18 protein-coding genes are annotated in these 16,353 nt (G+C 71.3%); 8 read left to right on the top strand and 10 right to left on the bottom strand.

The features are described 5' to 3' along the window. Positions 1–91: 91 nt before the first annotated feature. Entirely contained in the window at positions 92–2,053 is a 1,962-nt protein-coding gene (locus BM145_RS12585; RefSeq protein ID WP_093334133.1) for an OPT family oligopeptide transporter, read from the bottom strand. Between the two features lie 180 nt (positions 2,054–2,233). Between BM145_RS12585 and BM145_RS12580 the strand changes: the two genes are divergently transcribed. After that, the gene (locus BM145_RS12580) at positions 2,234–3,538 is read left to right on the top strand and encodes a homoserine dehydrogenase (protein ID WP_093334012.1); all 1,305 of its coding nucleotides are present in this window, start codon (positions 2,234–2,236) and stop codon (positions 3,536–3,538) included. A 27-nt stretch (positions 3,539–3,565) separates the two neighbouring features. Here the strand turns inward: BM145_RS12580 and BM145_RS12575 are convergent, their stop codons facing one another. The 4 genes from BM145_RS12575 to BM145_RS12560 all read right to left on the bottom strand — a co-directional run bounded on the left by BM145_RS12575 (position 3,566) and on the right by BM145_RS12560 (position 5,928). Continuing rightward, positions 3,566–4,030: a hypothetical protein gene (locus BM145_RS12575; protein WP_143090187.1), complete on the bottom strand. Its 465-nt coding sequence runs from the start codon at positions 4,028–4,030 to the stop codon at positions 3,566–3,568. Further along, the gene (locus BM145_RS12570; RefSeq protein ID WP_093334010.1) at positions 4,027–4,365 is read right to left on the bottom strand and encodes a hypothetical protein; all 339 of its coding nucleotides are present in this window, start codon (positions 4,363–4,365) and stop codon (positions 4,027–4,029) included. Before BM145_RS12570 ends, BM145_RS12575 begins: the two co-directional genes overlap by 4 nt. Before the next feature lie 65 nt (positions 4,366–4,430). After that, on the bottom strand, positions 4,431–4,859 hold the full coding sequence (locus BM145_RS12565; RefSeq protein ID WP_093334009.1) for a CoA-binding protein: 429 nt from the start codon (positions 4,857–4,859) through the stop codon (positions 4,431–4,433). 139 nt (positions 4,860–4,998) lie between these two features. Beyond that, on the bottom strand, positions 4,999–5,928 hold the full coding sequence (locus BM145_RS12560; RefSeq protein WP_093334008.1) for an Mrp/NBP35 family ATP-binding protein: 930 nt from the start codon (positions 5,926–5,928) through the stop codon (positions 4,999–5,001). 72 nt (positions 5,929–6,000) lie between these two features. Between BM145_RS12560 and hflK the strand changes: the two genes are divergently transcribed. The 7 genes from hflK (at position 6,001) to BM145_RS12525 (ending at position 13,879) form a co-directional block, all read left to right on the top strand. Further along, the gene (gene hflK / locus BM145_RS12555; RefSeq protein ID WP_093334007.1) at positions 6,001–7,146 is read left to right on the top strand and encodes a protease modulator HflK; all 1,146 of its coding nucleotides are present in this window, start codon (positions 6,001–6,003) and stop codon (positions 7,144–7,146) included. Then, positions 7,143–8,003, top strand: a complete 861-nt coding sequence (gene hflC / locus BM145_RS12550; protein WP_093334006.1) for a protease modulator HflC — start codon at positions 7,143–7,145, stop codon at positions 8,001–8,003. The genes hflK and hflC overlap by 4 nt, the downstream gene beginning before the upstream one ends. Positions 8,004–8,112: 109 nt before the next feature. After that, positions 8,113–9,639, top strand: a complete 1,527-nt coding sequence (locus BM145_RS12545; protein WP_093334005.1) for a Do family serine endopeptidase — start codon at positions 8,113–8,115, stop codon at positions 9,637–9,639. 83 nt (positions 9,640–9,722) lie between these two features. Next, positions 9,723–11,363, top strand: a complete 1,641-nt coding sequence (locus BM145_RS12540) for a helicase HerA-like domain-containing protein (protein WP_093334004.1) — start codon at positions 9,723–9,725, stop codon at positions 11,361–11,363. Between the two features lie 105 nt (positions 11,364–11,468). Continuing rightward, a complete protein-coding gene (locus tag BM145_RS12535; RefSeq protein WP_093334003.1) occupies positions 11,469–12,680 on the top strand; it encodes a M20 metallopeptidase family protein in 1,212 nt (403 codons plus the stop codon). 87 nt (positions 12,681–12,767) lie between these two features. After that, positions 12,768–13,169, top strand: coding sequence for a hypothetical protein (locus BM145_RS12530; protein ID WP_093334002.1), 402 nt, complete (start codon positions 12,768–12,770; stop codon positions 13,167–13,169). Next, a complete protein-coding gene (locus tag BM145_RS12525) occupies positions 13,166–13,879 on the top strand; it encodes a ribonuclease T2 family protein (RefSeq protein ID WP_093334001.1) in 714 nt (237 codons plus the stop codon). Before BM145_RS12530 ends, BM145_RS12525 begins: the two co-directional genes overlap by 4 nt. A gap of 40 nt (positions 13,880–13,919) precedes the next feature. On the opposite strand, the gene purQ is transcribed toward BM145_RS12525, so the two are convergent. The 5 genes from purQ to BM145_RS12500 form a co-directional block, all read right to left on the bottom strand. Next, the gene (purQ, locus tag BM145_RS12520; protein WP_093334000.1) at positions 13,920–14,588 is read right to left on the bottom strand and encodes a phosphoribosylformylglycinamidine synthase subunit PurQ; all 669 of its coding nucleotides are present in this window, start codon (positions 14,586–14,588) and stop codon (positions 13,920–13,922) included. Further along, the gene (gene purS, locus BM145_RS12515; RefSeq protein WP_093333999.1) at positions 14,585–14,815 is read right to left on the bottom strand and encodes a phosphoribosylformylglycinamidine synthase subunit PurS; all 231 of its coding nucleotides are present in this window, start codon (positions 14,813–14,815) and stop codon (positions 14,585–14,587) included. The genes purQ and purS overlap by 4 nt, the downstream gene beginning before the upstream one ends. Positions 14,816–14,828: 13 nt before the next feature. Then, positions 14,829–15,608, bottom strand: coding sequence for a phosphoribosylaminoimidazolesuccinocarboxamide synthase (gene purC, locus BM145_RS12510; RefSeq protein ID WP_093333998.1), 780 nt, complete (start codon positions 15,606–15,608; stop codon positions 14,829–14,831). 103 nt (positions 15,609–15,711) lie between these two features. Beyond that, positions 15,712–16,056 carry a type II toxin-antitoxin system RelE/ParE family toxin gene (locus BM145_RS12505; protein ID WP_093333997.1) on the bottom strand — a complete coding sequence of 115 codons (345 nt, stop codon included), beginning with the start codon at positions 16,054–16,056 and terminating at the stop codon, positions 15,712–15,714. Next, on the bottom strand, positions 16,053–16,343 hold the full coding sequence (locus BM145_RS12500) for a type II toxin-antitoxin system Phd/YefM family antitoxin (protein WP_093333996.1): 291 nt from the start codon (positions 16,341–16,343) through the stop codon (positions 16,053–16,055). Before BM145_RS12500 ends, BM145_RS12505 begins: the two co-directional genes overlap by 4 nt. Positions 16,344–16,353 lie beyond the last annotated feature (10 nt).

The raw sequence follows: 16,353 nt of genomic DNA, 5'->3' as shown, positions 1-16,353 counted from the left end.
TTCGCCGCCGGCGCTCTTCGTGGGCCGATTCAGTAAAGGCTTTGCAAGAGGCCCGGACAACGATGAAACCGATGTCCAAACGGGCAGCCGATTACACCGCGACCCGCCGCACGTAACGGTAGATCGCCGCGACCAGCCCCAGGAACAGCAGCGTCCCGCCGATCAGCGCCGGCGTCTCCCACGCCTCGCCCGCCACTGCCAGCGGCGCGTCCGAGTTGGTGAGGTAGACGATGCCGGCGAAGGCGACGCCCCACAGGCTCTCGCCGACGATCATGCCGGTCGCCGCCAGCACGCCCATCCGCTCCGCCGCTTCCGGGTCGGAGCGGGTGCGCGCCCAGCGGTCGTAGGAGGCGCCGATCACTGCGCCCAGCACCACCGGCAGCGTCACCGCCATCGGTAGGTAGACGCCCAATCCCACGCCGAGCGGCGGCAGGCGCAGCTTGTTCGCGCGGCCGAGCGCCTCGTCGAGGACGATGACGCCGGCACCCGCGAGCGCGCCCCAGCCGATCATCGCCCAGTTGAGATCGCCGCCCAGCACGCCCTTGGCGATCGCCGAGATCAGCGCCGCCTGCGGCGCGGCGAGCGCGTTGGGGCCGGCGCCGGGCGCACCGACGAAGCCCAAGGTGGAGCCGAGCAGGTTAAGGACGGGGGGGACGACCAGCGAGCCGAAGATCACGCCGAAGACGAGCGCCACCTGCTGCTTCCAGGGGGTGGCGCCGACCAGTTGGCCGGTCTTCAGGTCCTGGAGGTTGTCGTTGGAGATGGTGGCGACGCCGAAGACGATGCCGGTGACGATCAGCGCGTAGGCGACCAGCGCCTGCGTCGTCTCCGGCGGGGTGCCGCGGCCGAACAGGCCGACGAGCATCAGGCTGGCCGCCAGGATCGACAGGATACCGATGCCCGATACCGGGCTGTTCGACGCGCCGATCAGGCCGGCCATGTAGCCGCACACCGCCGCGATCACGACGCCGACCACGACCACGAACAACAGCGCGCCGGCGATCAGCACCCCTTCCGATCCCGCCAGCGGCCCGCCCGTGAGCACCGACCAGAGGAGAATCCCGATCGGCAGCAACATGCCGAGCGAGACGAGGCCGACGAGCCCGATCGGCAGGTCGCGATCGCCGAGCGCGATCGCCACGCCCCCGCGCCGGTCGCGCGAGACGGCGAGCGCGGAGCGGACGCCGTTCACGACGGGGCCGATGATGCGCAGCAGCGTCCAGATCGCGGCGACGCCGATCACGCCCGCGCCGAAGAAGCGCACGTCGCTCCTGAAAACGCCGCCCGCCCAGGCAGCGACGTCGCCCGCCTGCGGTGCGGCCGCGGTGAGGATCGGCAGCACGATCCACCAGCCCAGCACGATCCCCGCGAGCATCGCCATGCCGACCGACAGGCCGACCAAATGGCCGGCGCCGATCAGCGCGAAGGACAGGCCGCCCGAAATGCCGGTGGCCCCGGCCCCGGCGCGGAACCACAGCGCCGCTTCCGCCGCGACGAGCCGCGTCTGCGTCAGGATCGCGAAGCCGGCGGAGACGATCGCGGTCCACACGATCACCCACAGGCCGCGCGCGCTCTCCGCCGCGCCCTCCCGGCTGCCGGCGCCGACCTTCAGCACCTCGGCGGCGGCGCGGCCTTCCGGGAAGGGAAGGGGCGTGTCGACGACGAGCGCGCGGCGCAAGGGAACGGAGAACATCACGCCCAGGATGCCGCCCGTCGCGGTGATCGCCGCGGTGGTGAGATAGGGAAAGCCCTGCCACCAGCCGATCATGACGAGGCCGGGCAGCACGAAGATGATCGCCGCCAGCGTGCCCGCGGCGGAGGCCACCGTCTGGACGATGTTGTTCTCCAGGATGGTCGCGCCCGGCAGGTAGCGCAGGATCGCCATGGAGATCACCGCCGCGGGGATCGAGGTGGCGAAGGTGAGCCCGACCTTGAGGCCGAGATACACGTTGGCGGCGGTGAACAGCAGCGTGATGAGGCCGCCGAGCAGGATGCCGCGCGCGGTGAGTTCGCGGATGGGATGCTCGGGAGCGGGAGAGTGGGTGGCTTGCATGGCCTCAAGCATGGCGGATGCGGCGTGCCTTGCCTAGCCGGAGCGTCCGCGAGGTTTTCGTCACCCCGGGCCCTTCGATAAACTCAGGAGGGCCTTGACCCGGGGTCCAGTGCCAAGCAGCGATGCCGTTCGTGGCTCTGGATGCCGGGACGAGCCCGGCATGACGGATGGGGGTTGAGAATGGCGGATCGGTTGCGCGTGGGACTGGCGGGGCTCGGCACGGTGGGGGCGGGCGTGGTGCGGCTGCTCGACGCCAATGCCGCGCTGATCGAACGGCGCAGCGGGCGCGCGATCGAGGTGGTGGCGGTATCGGCGCGCGACCGGACGCGCGACCGCGGCATCGACCTGTCGCGCTTCGCGTGGCTGGACGACACCGCCGCGCTCGCCGGCCACGACGAGGTCGACGTGGTGGTGGAGCTGATCGGCGGCGCCGACGGGCCGGCGCTGACCTTGGCGCGCGGGGCGCTGTCTGCCGGGCGCGGGCTGGTCACCGCCAACAAGGCGATGCTGGCGCACCATGGGCTGGAGCTCGCCGCGCTGGCCGAAGAACGCGGCCTGCCGCTGAAGTTCGAGGCGGCGGTCGCGGGCGGCATCCCCGTCATCAAGGGCCTGCGCGAGGGTGCGGCGGCCAACGAGATCGCGCGGGTCACCGGCATCCTCAACGGCACCTGCAACTTCATCCTGTCGAAGATGGAAGCGGAAGGGCGCGACTTCGCGGAGGTGCTGAGCGAAGCGCAGGCACTGGGCTATGCCGAGGCGGACCCGACCTTCGACATCGACGGCATCGACGCGGCGCACAAGCTGGCCATCCTGGCGAGCCTCGCCTTCGGCACGCGGCCGGCGTTCGGCGACGTCGGCGTGCAGGGCATCCGCCACGTACTGGGCGCGGACATCGCCGAGGCGGCGGCGCTCGGCCACCGCGTACGACTGGTCGGCGTGGCGGAGGCGGGCCCCTCCGATCAGAAAGGCGGCGGGCTGTTCCAGCGCGTCCACCCGCATCTGGTGCCGATCGACCATCCGCTGGCGCACGTCACCGGATCGACCAACGCGGTGGTGGCGGAGGGCGACCATGTCGGCCGGCTGCTGTTCCAGGGCGCGGGCGCGGGTGCGGGGCCGACCGCGAGCGCGGTGGTCGCCGACCTGATCGACATCGCCAGGGGCGTGGTCGGTACGCCGTTCGCGATGCCGGCGGCGGCGCTGGCGGCTGCGCCGCGCGCCGACAGCGGCGAGCGTCGCGGCCGCGCCTATCTGCGCTTCACCGTCGAGGACCGGGTCGGCGTGCTGGCGGAGATCGCGGCGGCGATGCGCGACGCGGGCGTATCGATCGAGAGCCTGATCCAGCGCGGCACCAGCGCCGACGGCCACGCGCTGGTCGCGATCGTCACCCACGACGGCCCGGAACGCTGCGTCGCGCAGGCGCTGGAGCGGCTGCGGGGATCGCAGAGCCTGGCGGGCCAGCCGCTGTGGATGCCGATCCTGGGCTAGGCCGCCGTCATCCCCCGCCGCCCGTCGTCAGGGTGATAGCCGTCCGGCGAGCGGCGGCGGCGGCGCATCGAGATCGATCGCGACGCGGTTCGACTTGTCGGGCTTCTTCCGGAAGGCGCCGGCGACGTCGCGCAGCAACAGGCCGGGGCTGGTGCCCTGACCGGGCTCGTCGCAGCAGCTGTTCGGGTCGACGACCTTGCCGACCAGCCGGGCCGCGGCGGTGGCCATGCCGAACAGGTCGACGCCGACCTGGCAGCCCGCGACCGCACATCGTCCGGCACCGTTGTCCAGGCTCGCCTGGCCCTTGTGGTGGACGATCTCGCCCGGTTCGCGGCGCTCGTCGGGCAGCGGCAGGCGCGGCGCGTCGTTCTTGCCGCACACCACCACCTCGCCGCCGACCGGGTCCGGGCATTGCCTGGCGAGGATGGAGATGCGCTGGGGCGGGGTGGCGGGTGCTGCCACCTGCGCCAGGATCATGAGAAGCAGGCTCATGGTGCCAGCGTCCGGCCCGACAGCCGGGTGCCCTTGCCCCCGCCGCTGGTCACGCCGAGGCCCCAAGACCCGCAGCCGACCATGATCGCGCGTCGATCCTGGCAGGCGTCCGTACGGTGGAGCAGGCGCTGCCGCTCGCCCGCGACCGTCTCGGCGCGCGGGTCGCCCGGCTCGTAGCCGACGAACGGCACCCGAAAGCGATCGGCGGCGCGGCGCCCGCACACGGTGATATCGGTCGGCTGCCCCACGCGGCAGCCGCGTTCTGGCGCCGTCAGCGTGCGCGACCGCGCGATCATCGTCTCCACATCGGCGAGCATCAGCAGCAGCGACAGCATCGGGCACCCCCTTGTCGGGCGCGACCATGACGCAGCCGCGCGCCATTGGAAACAGGGAAACGCCGCTACCCGACGCGCGCGACGCCCAGCCGCGGGATGTCGATCGCGGGACAGCGGTCCATCACGACCTGGAGGCCCGCCGCCTCGGCGCGGGCGGCCGCGTCGTGGTTGACCACGCCCAGCTGCATCCACACCGCCTTGGCGCCGATCGCGATCGCCTGGTCCACCGCCTCGCCCGCGGCCTCCGGGCGGCGGAAGATGTCGACGATGTCGATCGGGTCGCCGAGCTGCGACAGGTCGCGGAAGACGAACTCGCCGTGGACGTGCTCGCCGGTGATCTGCGGGTTGACCGGGATCACGCGGTAGCCGTGGCGCTGCAACATCGCCATCACGCCGTAAGACGGACGATCGGGCCGGTCGGAGGCGCCGACCAGCGCGATCGTGCGCGCGCCTTCGAGCAGGGCCTTGATGTCGGCGTCGGCGGTGAGGGGCATGGTCTTCTCCTGTCTGGCGTCATGCCGGGCTCGTCCCGGCATCCAGGGCGACAGGCGGAGGCGCTGCTTGGCTCTGGACGCCGGGACGAGCCCGGCGCGACGACTTGGGAGGGACAACGCCGTTGTTGCCCTCATGGGCTCAGCGATCCTGCAACCAGCCGGCGACCTGCGCGGCGATGGGCGCGAAGATGCGGTCGTCGTCCCTCGCGGCGGGGGGCTCGCCGGCGTCGGAGGCGGTGCGGATGGCGATGTCGAGGGGAACGCGGCCGAGAAAGGGGATGTTGAGCTCGGCCGCCGCTGCTTCGGCCCCGCCGCGGCCGAACGGGTCGGACACCGTGCCGCAATGCGGGCAGGCGTAACCGGCCATGTTCTCGACCAGCCCAATGATCGGGATGCCCGCCTTGGCGAACAGGTCGATCGCGCGGCGGGCGTCGATCAGGGCGAGATCCTGCGGCGTCGACACGATCACCGCCCCCGCCGGCCGATATTTCTGGATCATCGTCAGCTGCACGTCGCCGGTGCCGGGCGGCAGGTCGAGGATCAGCGTGTCGGCGGCGCCCCACGCCCCCTCCACCAGCTGGCCGAGCGCGCCGGCCGCCATCGGCCCGCGCCAGGCGATGGCCTGATCGGGGGCGACCAGCTGTCCCATCGACAGGATCGGCACGCCGTGGGGAGTGGCGACGGGGATGAGCTGCTTCTCGATCGCGTCGGGCCGGGTGCCCTCGACCTTCATCAGCCGGGGCTGCGAGGGGCCGTAGATGTCGGCGTCGACCAGGCCGACGCGCCGGCCGGCACGGGCCAGGCCGATCGCGAGATTGGCGGCGAGCGTCGACTTGCCGACGCCGCCCTTGCCGCTGGCGACGGCGATCAGCGCGCGCGCCTGGCGCTCGGCGGTGACGATCACGCGGGCGCCGGGCGCGGCCATCTTCACCGCCGCCTCCATTGCGTCCCGCTCGGGGGCGGAGAGGCCGGTGGCGTCGAGCACCACGCCGATCCGGTCCCCGTCGGCGCGCACCGTCGCGCGCGTTCCCGCCACTGCGGCGACGGCCGCGGTCACTTGCTTGTCCATCCTTGGGGCAGATAGGGCCGCAAAGGACGGGTGCCACTGTTTTTCGCCGCCGCGCCTTCTTATAGGTGGAGCATGAACATCCTGTCGCGCCCGTGGCGGCGCTCCCCCCTGATTCCCGCCGTCCTGCGCGCCGACAACCCCAAGGGGCCGTGGGGCGGGGGCGGCGACGACGGCAGCGGGCCGCGCAACCCCTGGGCGCAGCCGCCGGGCGGGCGCAAGCCGGCCGGTAACGGCCCCAGCGCGCTCGACGAGTTCCTGCGCAAGGCACGCGGCGGCGGCAATGGCGGCGGCGCGGGCGGCGGCTGGTCCGGCCTGCCGGGCGGCGCCAGCGCGCGGCGGCTGTGGCTGATCGGTGCCGGCGTGCTGGTGGCGGTGTGGGTGGTGTTCACCTCGTTTCACCAGATCGGCCCGCAGGAGCGCGGCATCGTCACCTATTTCGGGCGCTACGCCGGCACGTTGCAGCCGGGCATCCAGCTGACCCCGCCCGCGCCGATCGCGCGCGTGCAGACGGTGGACGTGCAGCGCTTCCGCACCGAGAATTTTCCCAAGGGCGACGGCGTCAACCTGACGCTGACGGGCGACCAGAACATCGTCGACCTGACCTACTCGGTGCGCTGGAACGTCGCCGACCCGCGCAACTACGTGTTCCAGCTCGCCCAGCCGGAGGAGACGGTGCGCGCCGCCGCCGAGAGCGCGATGCGCGCGGTGATCGCGACCACCACGCTCGACCAGGCACTGGGCGCCGGGCGCACGGTGATCGAGGGGCGCGTCGCCGAGCTGACGCAGAACATCCTCAACAGCTACCGCTCCGGCGTGGCGATCCAGGGCGTGTCGATCAACCGCGCCACCGCGCCGCAGCAGATCGTCGACGATTTCAACAAGGTGACGGAGGCGCAGCAGGGCGCGGTCGCGGCGCTCAACGGCGCGCGCGGCTATGCCCAGCAGGTGGTGGCGCGCGCTCAGGGCGAGGCGGCGGCGTTCGATCGGGTGTACGAGCAGTACCGCCTGGCGCCCGAGGTGACGCGCCGACGCATGTATTACGAGACCATGGAGGCCGTGCTGGCCAAATCGGACAAGACCATCGTCGAGCCACAGGGCGTGGTGCCCTACCTCGGCGTGCCCGGCGCCCGCCGCGTGGTCGACCCGCAGGCGGCGCCCGCGCAAAGGGCGGCCGCCGAACCGGCCCCGCCTGCCGCGCAGACGGGAGCGGCACAATGAACGGCGTGTGGAAGAACCCGGTGACGCTGGGCATCGCGGCGCTGCTGCTCGTCATCCTCGCCGCCGCGACCTTCGCGGTGGTGCCGGAGACGAAGCAGGCGGTGGTCTACCGCTTCGGCCAGCCGATCCGCGTGGTCAACCAATACCGCCCCGGCGAGACGATCGGCGCTTCGACAGGGGCGGGGCCGCTGTTCCGCGTGCCGTTCATCGATCGCATCACCTGGGTCGACAAGCGGGTGCTGGACCTCGACCTGGAGAACACGCAGGTGCTCTCCACCGACCAGCTGCGGCTCAACGTCGACGCGTTCGCACGCTTCCGGGTGGTCGACCCCCGGCTGATGCTGGCCACCGCGGGCAGCGAGGAGGGCGTCGCCAACCAGCTGCGGCCGCTGTTCGGCTCGACACTGCGCAACGAATTGGGCAAGGTGCCCTTCACCGCGCTGCTCAGCCCGGAGCGGGGCGAGGTGATGGACTCGATCCAGCAGGGGCTCGACCGCCGCGCGCGCCAGTACGGCGTCGAGATCGTCGACGTGCGGATCAAGGAGGCCGAGCTGCCCGAGGGCACGCCGCTCGAGTCGGCGCTGCGCCGCATGCAGACCGCGCGCCAGCAGGAGGCGATCACCATCACCGCCGAGGGGCAGCGCCGTGCCCAGGTGGTGCGCGCGGACGCCGACGCGGAGGCCTCGCGCATCTACGCGCAGAGCTTCGGCAAGGATGCGAGCTTCTACGACTTCTACCGGGCGATGCAGTCGTACCGGCGGACGTTCGGCGCTGATGGATCGACGGAGGGCAGCACGACGTTCCTGCTGTCGCCGAACAATTCCTACCTGCGCGAGTTCGAGGGGCGCGCGCGATAGGTCAGAGGGTAGGGGAACCGCCCCGCGCGCCTGACATTCAACAGTCGTTCAGCCGCCCGCCGCGATAGGGCGGTCAATTCGAACGACGAACGAGAGGAACATCACGATCGTGCGCAATGCCTACGCCCTCACCGGCGCGCTCCTGCTCGGTGGTGCCACCGCCACCTTGGCCCTCCAGCCTTCCTTCGCGCAGACCGCCCAGAACGAGCCCGGCGCGATCCAGGCCCAGGTACCGCGCGCCGGCGCGCCGATGAGCTTCGCCGACATGGTCGCCAAGCTGCAGCCGGCGGTAGTCAACATCTCCACCCGGCAGACGATCACGCAGCAGACGCAGGCCAATCCGTTCTCGGGCACCCCGTTCGAGGGGCTGTTCGGCGGCCAGGGCGGTGGCGGCGGCGCGCCGACGCGGCGGCAGGGCGCGTCGCTGGGATCGGGCTTCATCATCTCGTCGGACGGCTACGTCGTCACCAACAATCACGTGGTCGCGCCGGGTGCCAAGGGCGCCACCGTCGATTCGATCACGGTGACGCTGCCCGACCGCAAGGAATACACCGCCAAGCTGATCGGCCGCGACGAGGATTCCGACCTGGCGCTGCTCAAGATCGACGCGACGGGCCTGCCCTTCGTCCGCTTCGGCGACTCGGCCCGCGCGCGGGTGGGCGACTGGATCGTCGCGATCGGCAACCCGTTCGGGCTGGGCGGCACGGTGACCGCGGGCATCGTCTCCGCCGTCCATCGCTCGTCCGAGCTGGGGCCGCGCAGCCGCTTCATCCAGACCGACGCGGCGATCAACCAGGGCAATTCCGGCGGCCCGATGTTCGACCTGAACGGCAACGTCATCGGCATCAACTCGCAGATCCTCGGCAGCCAGGCAGGCGGCAATATCGGCATCGGCTTCGCCATCCCGGCGGAGGATGCCAAGCCGATCATCGATGCCCTGATGAAGGGCCAGGCGATCAAGCGCGGCTATATCGGCATCGGCCTGGGCGGCCCGGTCGACACCGACGTGGCGTCGGCGCTGGGCATCCCGCCGAACCGCGGCGAGCTGGTGGCGAGCGTCGAGCCGAGCGGTCCGGCGGCCAAGGCCGGCCTGCGCGCCGGCGACGTGGTGACCAAGGTCAACGGCACCGACGTGACGCCCGACGCGACGCTCGCCTATCTGGTCGCGGCGGTGGCGCCGGGGCAGAACGCCCGGCTGGACGTGCTGCGCAATGGCCGTCCGCAGACGATCAACGTCGGCGTGGTCAACCGTCCGACCAACGAGCAGCTCAGCGCGCTCGCGGGCGGCGACAGTTTCGATCCCAACGCGGACGGCGACTCGCCGGCGGCGGGGCAGTCCGGCGCGGCGACGCTGGGTCTGTCGGTGCAGCCGCTGACCCCCGGCATCGCGCGGACGCTCCAGATCGATCCGTCGATCGCCGGCGTCGTGGTCGCGCAGGCGAGCCCGACCACCGATGCCGGCCAGAAGCTGAAGCGCGGCGACGTCATCAGCCAGGTCAATGGCGAGCCCGTGCGCACCGGTGCGGAGTTCGCCGCGGCGGTGACGCGGGCGCGGGCGGCGGGACGGCCGCAGGTGTTGCTGCGCGTGACGCGCCAGCGCGCGACCGCGTTCCTGGCGGTCCGCCTGGCCAACTGACCGGCACGACCGGGTGGGAGGGACCGTGCGCTCCGGCGCGCGGTCCCTTTCTCTTTGCCGGCCGCGCGCCTAGACTATCGCGCATGGCGGACGGCATCTTCATCGGCACGGGCGGGGGCGCGCGACAGGCGATCGACCTGCGCCGGGCCAATCGGCACGGCCTGATCGCGGGGGCGACGGGCACCGGCAAGACCGTGACGTTGCAGAACATTGTCGAGGGCTTCTCGGCCGCGGGCGTGCCGTGCTTCGTCGCCGACGTGAAGGGCGACCTCGCCGGGCTCGCCATGCCCGGCTCCCCCACCGCCAAGACGCACGCGGCCTTCGCGGCGCGCGCGGCGGAGATCGGCGATACCGGCTGGGCGTATCGCGAGACGCCCGTCCAGTTCTGGGACCTGTTCGGCGAGCAGGGTCATCCCGTCCGCACCACCGTCAGCGAGATGGGGCCGCTGCTCCTCGCCCGACTGATGGGGCTGAACGCGGTGCAGGAAGGCGTGCTGACCATCGCCTTTCACGTCGCCGACCGGGAAGGCCTGCTGCTCCTCGACCTCGACGATCTCCAATCGATGCTGGCGCACTGCGCGGAGCGGGCGCAGGAGCTGACCACCACCTACGGCAACGTGTCGAAACAGTCGGTCGGCGCCATCCAGCGCGGGCTGCTGCAATTACGCGGGCAGGGCGCGGAGCATTTCTTCGGCGAGCCGGCGCTGGAGCTGACCGACCTGATCCGCATCGCCGACGACGGGCGCGGCGTGGTCAACGTGCTCGCCGCCGACCGGCTGATGGCGGCGCCGAAGCTCTACTCCACCTTTCTCCTGTGGCTGCTCTCCGAATTGTTCGAGCAGCTGCCGGAGGTGGGCGATCCCGACAAGCCGGTGATGTGCTTCTTCTTCGACGAGGCGCATCTGCTGTTCGACGAGGCACCGGACGTGCTGCTCGACAAGATCGAGCAGGTGGTGCGGCTGATCCGGTCGAAGGGCGTCGGTGTCTACTTCATCACGCAGAACCCGATCGACATCCCGGACAAGGTCGCCGGGCAGCTCGGCAATCGCGTGCAGCACGCGCTGCGCGCCTTCACCCCGCGCGACCAGGCGGCGGTGCGCGCCGCGGCGGAGACGTTTCGCGCCAACGCGGACGTCGACGTCGCGACCGCGATTACCGAGCTGAAGGTGGGCGAGGCGCTGGTGTCGATGCTGCTGGCGGACGGATCGCCGTCGCCGGTCGAGCGCACGCTGATTGCGCCGCCCGCCAGCCGCGTCGGGCCGGTCACCCCCGACGAGCGCCGCGTGCTGATCGAGACCGATGCGGTCGGCGACAAATACGACCAGGCGGTCGACCGCGAGTCGGCCGAGGAACTGCTCGCCGCCAAGACGCAGGCGGCGGGTGCCGCGGCGGCCGAGGCGAAGGCGTCCACCGCGGCGGAGAAGGCGACGGCGCGGCAGGCGAAGCTCGACGCCGAGCTCGCGCGGCAGGCGGAGCGTGACCGGATCGCAGCCGCCCGGATCGCCGACCGGCAACGGCGCGACGCGGATCGCGCGGCCGCGAACAGCCCGTGGGGCAAGATGGCGACCTCGGCCGGCCGCGCGGCGAGCTCGTCGATCGGCCGTCAGGTCGCGAACGAGATCGGCAAGCAGGTATTCGGCACGACCAGGCGCGGGCGCTCGTCGTCCGGGGGGCTGATCGGTCAGGTGATGCGCGGCGTGCTGGGCGGATTGTTCCGGGGGTGACACCCGTCATGCCGGGCTCGTCCCGGCATCCAGGGCCACGAGCGGAAGCGCTGCCGGGCTCTGGACGTCGGGACGAGCCCGGTGTGACGATAGAGGAGTGAAGCGATAGGTCTCGACGAGCAGGGCGGCTGGGCCGCCGCGGCGGAGGAGCAGTTCGACGAGGTGGTGGCGCTGCGCCGTGCCATCCATGCCGAGCCGGAGGTCGGGCTCCACTGCCCGCTGACGACCGAGAAGGCCAAGGCGGCGCTCGCCGGGCTGCCGCTGGAGATTCGCGACAGCCGCTCCACCACCGGTTTCGTCGCGATCCTGCGCGGCCAGACCGGCGACAACGGCCGCACCGTGCTGCTGCGCGGCGACATGGACGCGCTGCCCATGTCGGAGGAGACGGGCCTGCCCTTCGCCTCGCGCCACGAGGGGCGGATGCACGCCTGCGGCCACGATACGCACACCGCCATGCTGGTCGGCGCCGCCAGGGCGCTCAGCGCGCGCCGCGACCGGCTGCCGGGAACGGTGGTGTTCATGTTCCAGCCGGGCGAGGAAGGGCATCACGGCGCCCGCTTCATGATGGAGGACGGGCTGCTCGCCGATCCGGCGCCGGACGCCGCCTTCGCGCTGCACGTGTCGCCCAACATGCCATCGGGCGTGGTGGTCAGCCGGGTCGGGCCGCTGCTCGCCTCCGCCAACACGGTGCACGCCCGGATCACCGGGCGCGGCGGCCACGCGGCGATGCCGCACGACAATATCGATCCGGTGCCGATCGCCTGCGAGATCGTCACCGCGCTCCAGACGTTCATCGCGCGCCGCGTGCCCGTGTCCGACCCGGCCGTGCTGACGATCACCACGATCAGCGCGGGCACCGGCGCGCACAACATCGTTCCCGACACCGCCGAGCTGCTCGGCACGCTGCGCACCTTGTCCGAACCGACCCGCGCGTTGATGTTCGACGCGTTCGAGCGGATCGTGACCGGCATCGCCGCCGCGCACGGCGCCACCGCGGAGGCGCGGATCGACGCAGGCTATCCTGTGACGATGAACGACCCGCGCGCCGTGCAGGTGATGCGCGACGGCGCCGCGGCGATCGACGCGCCGTACGAGGTGATGAAGGCGCCGATGATGGGTGGCGAGGACTTCTCCTACGTGCTGCGCGACGTGCCGGGCGCGATGGCCTTTATCGGCGCCGCGCCGACCGGCACCGACCCTGCCGTCAATCCGCCGCTCCACAACACGCGCATGACGATCGACGAGCGGGTGATGGCGCGCGGCATCGCGCTGCACTGCGCGGTGGTGGACCGTTTCCTGGAGCGCGGCTTCGACTGACCGGACGGGGCGGGCGGTCGCGGCAGGCGGTTGGCGCCCCGCCCGCGACCGGCTATCCCGGCCCGACAACGAAGGGGGGAACGCGGCATGCGGCCGAAATCGGTGAAACTGGGGGAACAGCTTTACGCAGGCTCGCTGGTCCTGGCGCTGGTGCTCGCCGCGATGGGCTGGGCCAGCACGGTGGCCGCGATCGGCACCGGCGGGGCGATCGGCATCTACGCGGCCTATCTCGGCGCCTCGATCCTGCTCCTGATCCTCGCCGCGCGCGGCGGCAACCGCATCGCCTTGTGGGTGCTGAGCGGGATCACCGCCGTCAATCTCGTCGGCTTCCTGATGCAGGTGTCGGGCGGCGTCGTCGCCGGCGGCCTGTTCGGTGTCCTCACCACGCTCCAGACGCTGCTTGCCACGGTCGCGATCGTGCTGTTCTTCCGCCCCGCCGCGCGCGACTTCTTCGCCCGCCCGCACCCCGAATGGGAGGAGGACGCGTGAGGCTCGCGCTCGTCCTCGCCGCCGCGGTCGTGCTGCTGCCCGGCGTCGCGACCGCGCAGGCGTATAGCTGCCGCGTGCCGTCCGCCATGCCGCGCCCGCGTCCCGACCTGCCGTCGCAGAGCCAGCCGCGCCGCATCCTGCCGATCGGCAGCTACACGCTGGCGATCACTTGGTCGCCCGGCTACTGCCGCGCCAATGCCGACCGCCCCTCCTCGCGCTTCCAGTGCGCGGACGGCAACCGCTTCGGCTTCACCCTGCACGGCCTCTGGCCCGACGGGGTGGGCAAGGACTGGCCGCAATATTGCCGCGCCACCGACCTGCTGCCGCGCCGCACGATCGCCGCCAATCTGTGCGCGACGCCCTCGGCGCAGCTGCTCCAGCACGAATGGGCCAAGCACGGCACCTGCATGGCCGGCTACACCCCCGCGCGCTATTTCGGCCGCGCGACCGCGCTCTACGGCCGGCTGCGTTACCCCGACATGGACGCGCTGTCGCGCCGTCCGCTGACCGCCGGCGGCTTCGCGCAGGCGATGGCGCGTGCCAATCCCGGCCTGTCGCCCGACATGATGCGCGTCACCGCCGACCGGCAGGGCTGGCTCGACGAGGTGTGGATCTGCCTGGACAAGACGTTCCGCTACCGGCGCTGCCCCGCGCACCAGGGCGGTCTGGCGCCGGGTGCATCGCTGCGCATCTGGCGCGGACGACGGTAACCTGCGGCTCCCCTCCCGCGTGCGGGAGGGGAGGGCGGCTTCAAGCCCCCACCGTCTCCAGCAGCCCCTCGAACAGCCGCCGCCCGTCCGTGCCGCCGTGCGCCGCTTCCACCCGCCGCTCCGGGTGCGGCATCATGCCCAGCACGTTGCCGCGCGCGTTAAGGATGCCCGCGATGTCCCGCCGCGACCCGTTCACCGTGTCGGCGTAGCGGAACGCCACCCGGTTCTCACCCTCCAGCCGGTCGAGCGTCTCGTCGTCGGCGTAGTAGTTACCGTCGTGATGCGCGACCGGCACCACGATCCGCTCGCCCGCCGCATAGCTCCTAGTGAACGCCGACGAGGCGTTGCCCACCGTCAGCGTCGCGTCGCGGCAGACGAAGGTCAGCCGCGCGTTGCGCATCAGCGCGCCGGGCAGCAGCCCCGCCTCGGTCAGCACCTGGAAACCGTTGCACACGCCCAGCACCGGCAGCCCCTTGTCGGCCGCCTCCACCACCGCGCGCATGATCGGCGACCGCGCCGCGATCGCGCCGGAACGCAGGTAATCGCCGTAGGAGAAGCCGCCCGGCACCGCGACCAGGCCCACGCCGTCCGGCAGCGCCGTCTCACCGTGCCAGACCATCGCCGGCGCGGTGCCCGTCACGCGCTCCAGCGCCACGGCCAGGTCGCGGTCGCAGTTGGAACCGGGAAAGACCAGCACCGCCGTCTTCATGCGCGCTCGATCCGGTAATTCTCGATCACCGTGTTGGCGAGCAGCTGCCGGCACATCGCGTCGAGCGCCTGGTCGTCGGTGTCGTCGGCGACCTCCATCTCGATCAGCTTGCCCGCGCGCACGTCGCCGACGCCCTCGAAGCCGAGCGAGCCCAGCGCGTGGTGGATCGCGCGACCCTGCGGGTCGAGCACGCCGGGCTTCAGCGTCACGAAAATGTTGATTTTCATGGGGTTCCTCGCCTTACTTGCCGCGCCGCTTGCGATGGCTGTCCAGGTCCAGCACCGCGCCGTCCTCGCCCTCGGGCAACAGGCCCAGCCGCCGTGCGACCTCCTGATAGGCTTCCGCTTCCTCGCCCAGGTCCTGGCGGAAACGGTCCTTGTCCAGCTTGCGGTTGGTTTCCATGTCCCACAGCCGGCAGCCGTCCGGGCTGATCTCGTCGGCCAGGATGATCCGGCCGTAATCATTGTCCCAGATGCGCCCGAACTCCAGCTTGAAGTCGACCAGCTTGATGCCGACGCCCGCGAACAGCCCGCACAGGAAATCGTTCACGCGGATCGCCAGGTCCGCGATGTCGTGCATCTCCTCCTGGCTCGCCCACCCGAAACACGCGATATGCTCGTCCGACACCATGGGATCGCCCAGCGCGTCGTCCTTGTAGTAATATTCGATGATCGTGCGGGGCAGCTTGGTGCCCTCCTCGATCCCCAGCTTCTTCGACAGCGATCCCGCCGCGACGTTGCGCACCACCACCTCGATCGGGATGATCTCGACCTGGCGGATCAGCTGCTCGCGCATGTTCAGCCGGCGGATGAAGTGCGTCGGCACGCCGATATGATCGAGCAACGTGAAGACATGCTCGGAGATGCGGTTGTTGAGCACGCCCTTGCCGTTGATCGTGCCCTTCTTCTGGGCGTTGAAGGCGGTGGCGTCGTCCTTGAAATACTGGATCAAGGTGCCGGGTTCGGGACCCTCGTACAGGATCTTGGCCTTGCCCTCGTAGATCTGGCGGCGGCGAGCCATGCGCTTCCCCTGAAATGAAACGCCCCGACGCCAAGCGAGAACGCTCGCGCGCCGGGGGCGGAATGATCGTCGGCGCTATAGGCGAAGGGGCAGGGGCGTGCAATCAGCGCAGGGATGGCGAGCGTACCAGACGGTCACGCAGTAGCGCGGCGATGTCGCGCCGGCCATCGGCGACCAATACGAGCGTCACCTTGCTACCATCCACCTCGTAGAACAGGCGGAAACGTCCGAAGAGAAGCTGTCGGAAATCGGTCTCGCCGGCTTCCTCCAATTCGCGGGGTATTGCGCCGCGTAGCGGAAATTGCGCCAGCGTGGCGACTCTATCCAGCATGGCTGTGACGAACGCGGCGGCATCGTCGGCGCCGCGAGCATCGGTCAGATAGTCGACGATCGCAGCCAAGTCCGCCTCCGCTGCGCGGCTGACGTCGACCGAGAAGCGGCCGGTCACCGGCTGCCCGTTTCGCCCTTGGCGATCCGATCGCGCAATTCTTCCAGCACCTCGCGCGCGGGGCGGGTCTTGCCCTCGGCGATCTCACGCTTGCCCAATGCCAGGATCTTGAGCAGCGCCAGCGTCTCCTGCGTCCTCTCATATTCCGCAACGCCTTGCAGCACGGCGGTCGCCTCGCCGTTCTGGGTGATGACGATCGGTGGCCCGCCGTCGTTCAGCTCGGCGATGATCTCCGCCGCGTTCGCCTTGACGTAGCTGATCGGCTTGATCTGGGTCGAGAAGCGCATGCCGTCCTCC

It is taken from the genome of Sphingomonas rubra (assembly GCF_900115745.1).
GTDB classification, from domain to species: domain Bacteria; phylum Pseudomonadota; class Alphaproteobacteria; order Sphingomonadales; family Sphingomonadaceae; genus Sphingomonas; species Sphingomonas rubra.
The sequence above is the reverse complement of the archived record's forward strand: the minus strand, read 5'-3'. Positions and strand labels throughout refer to the sequence as shown.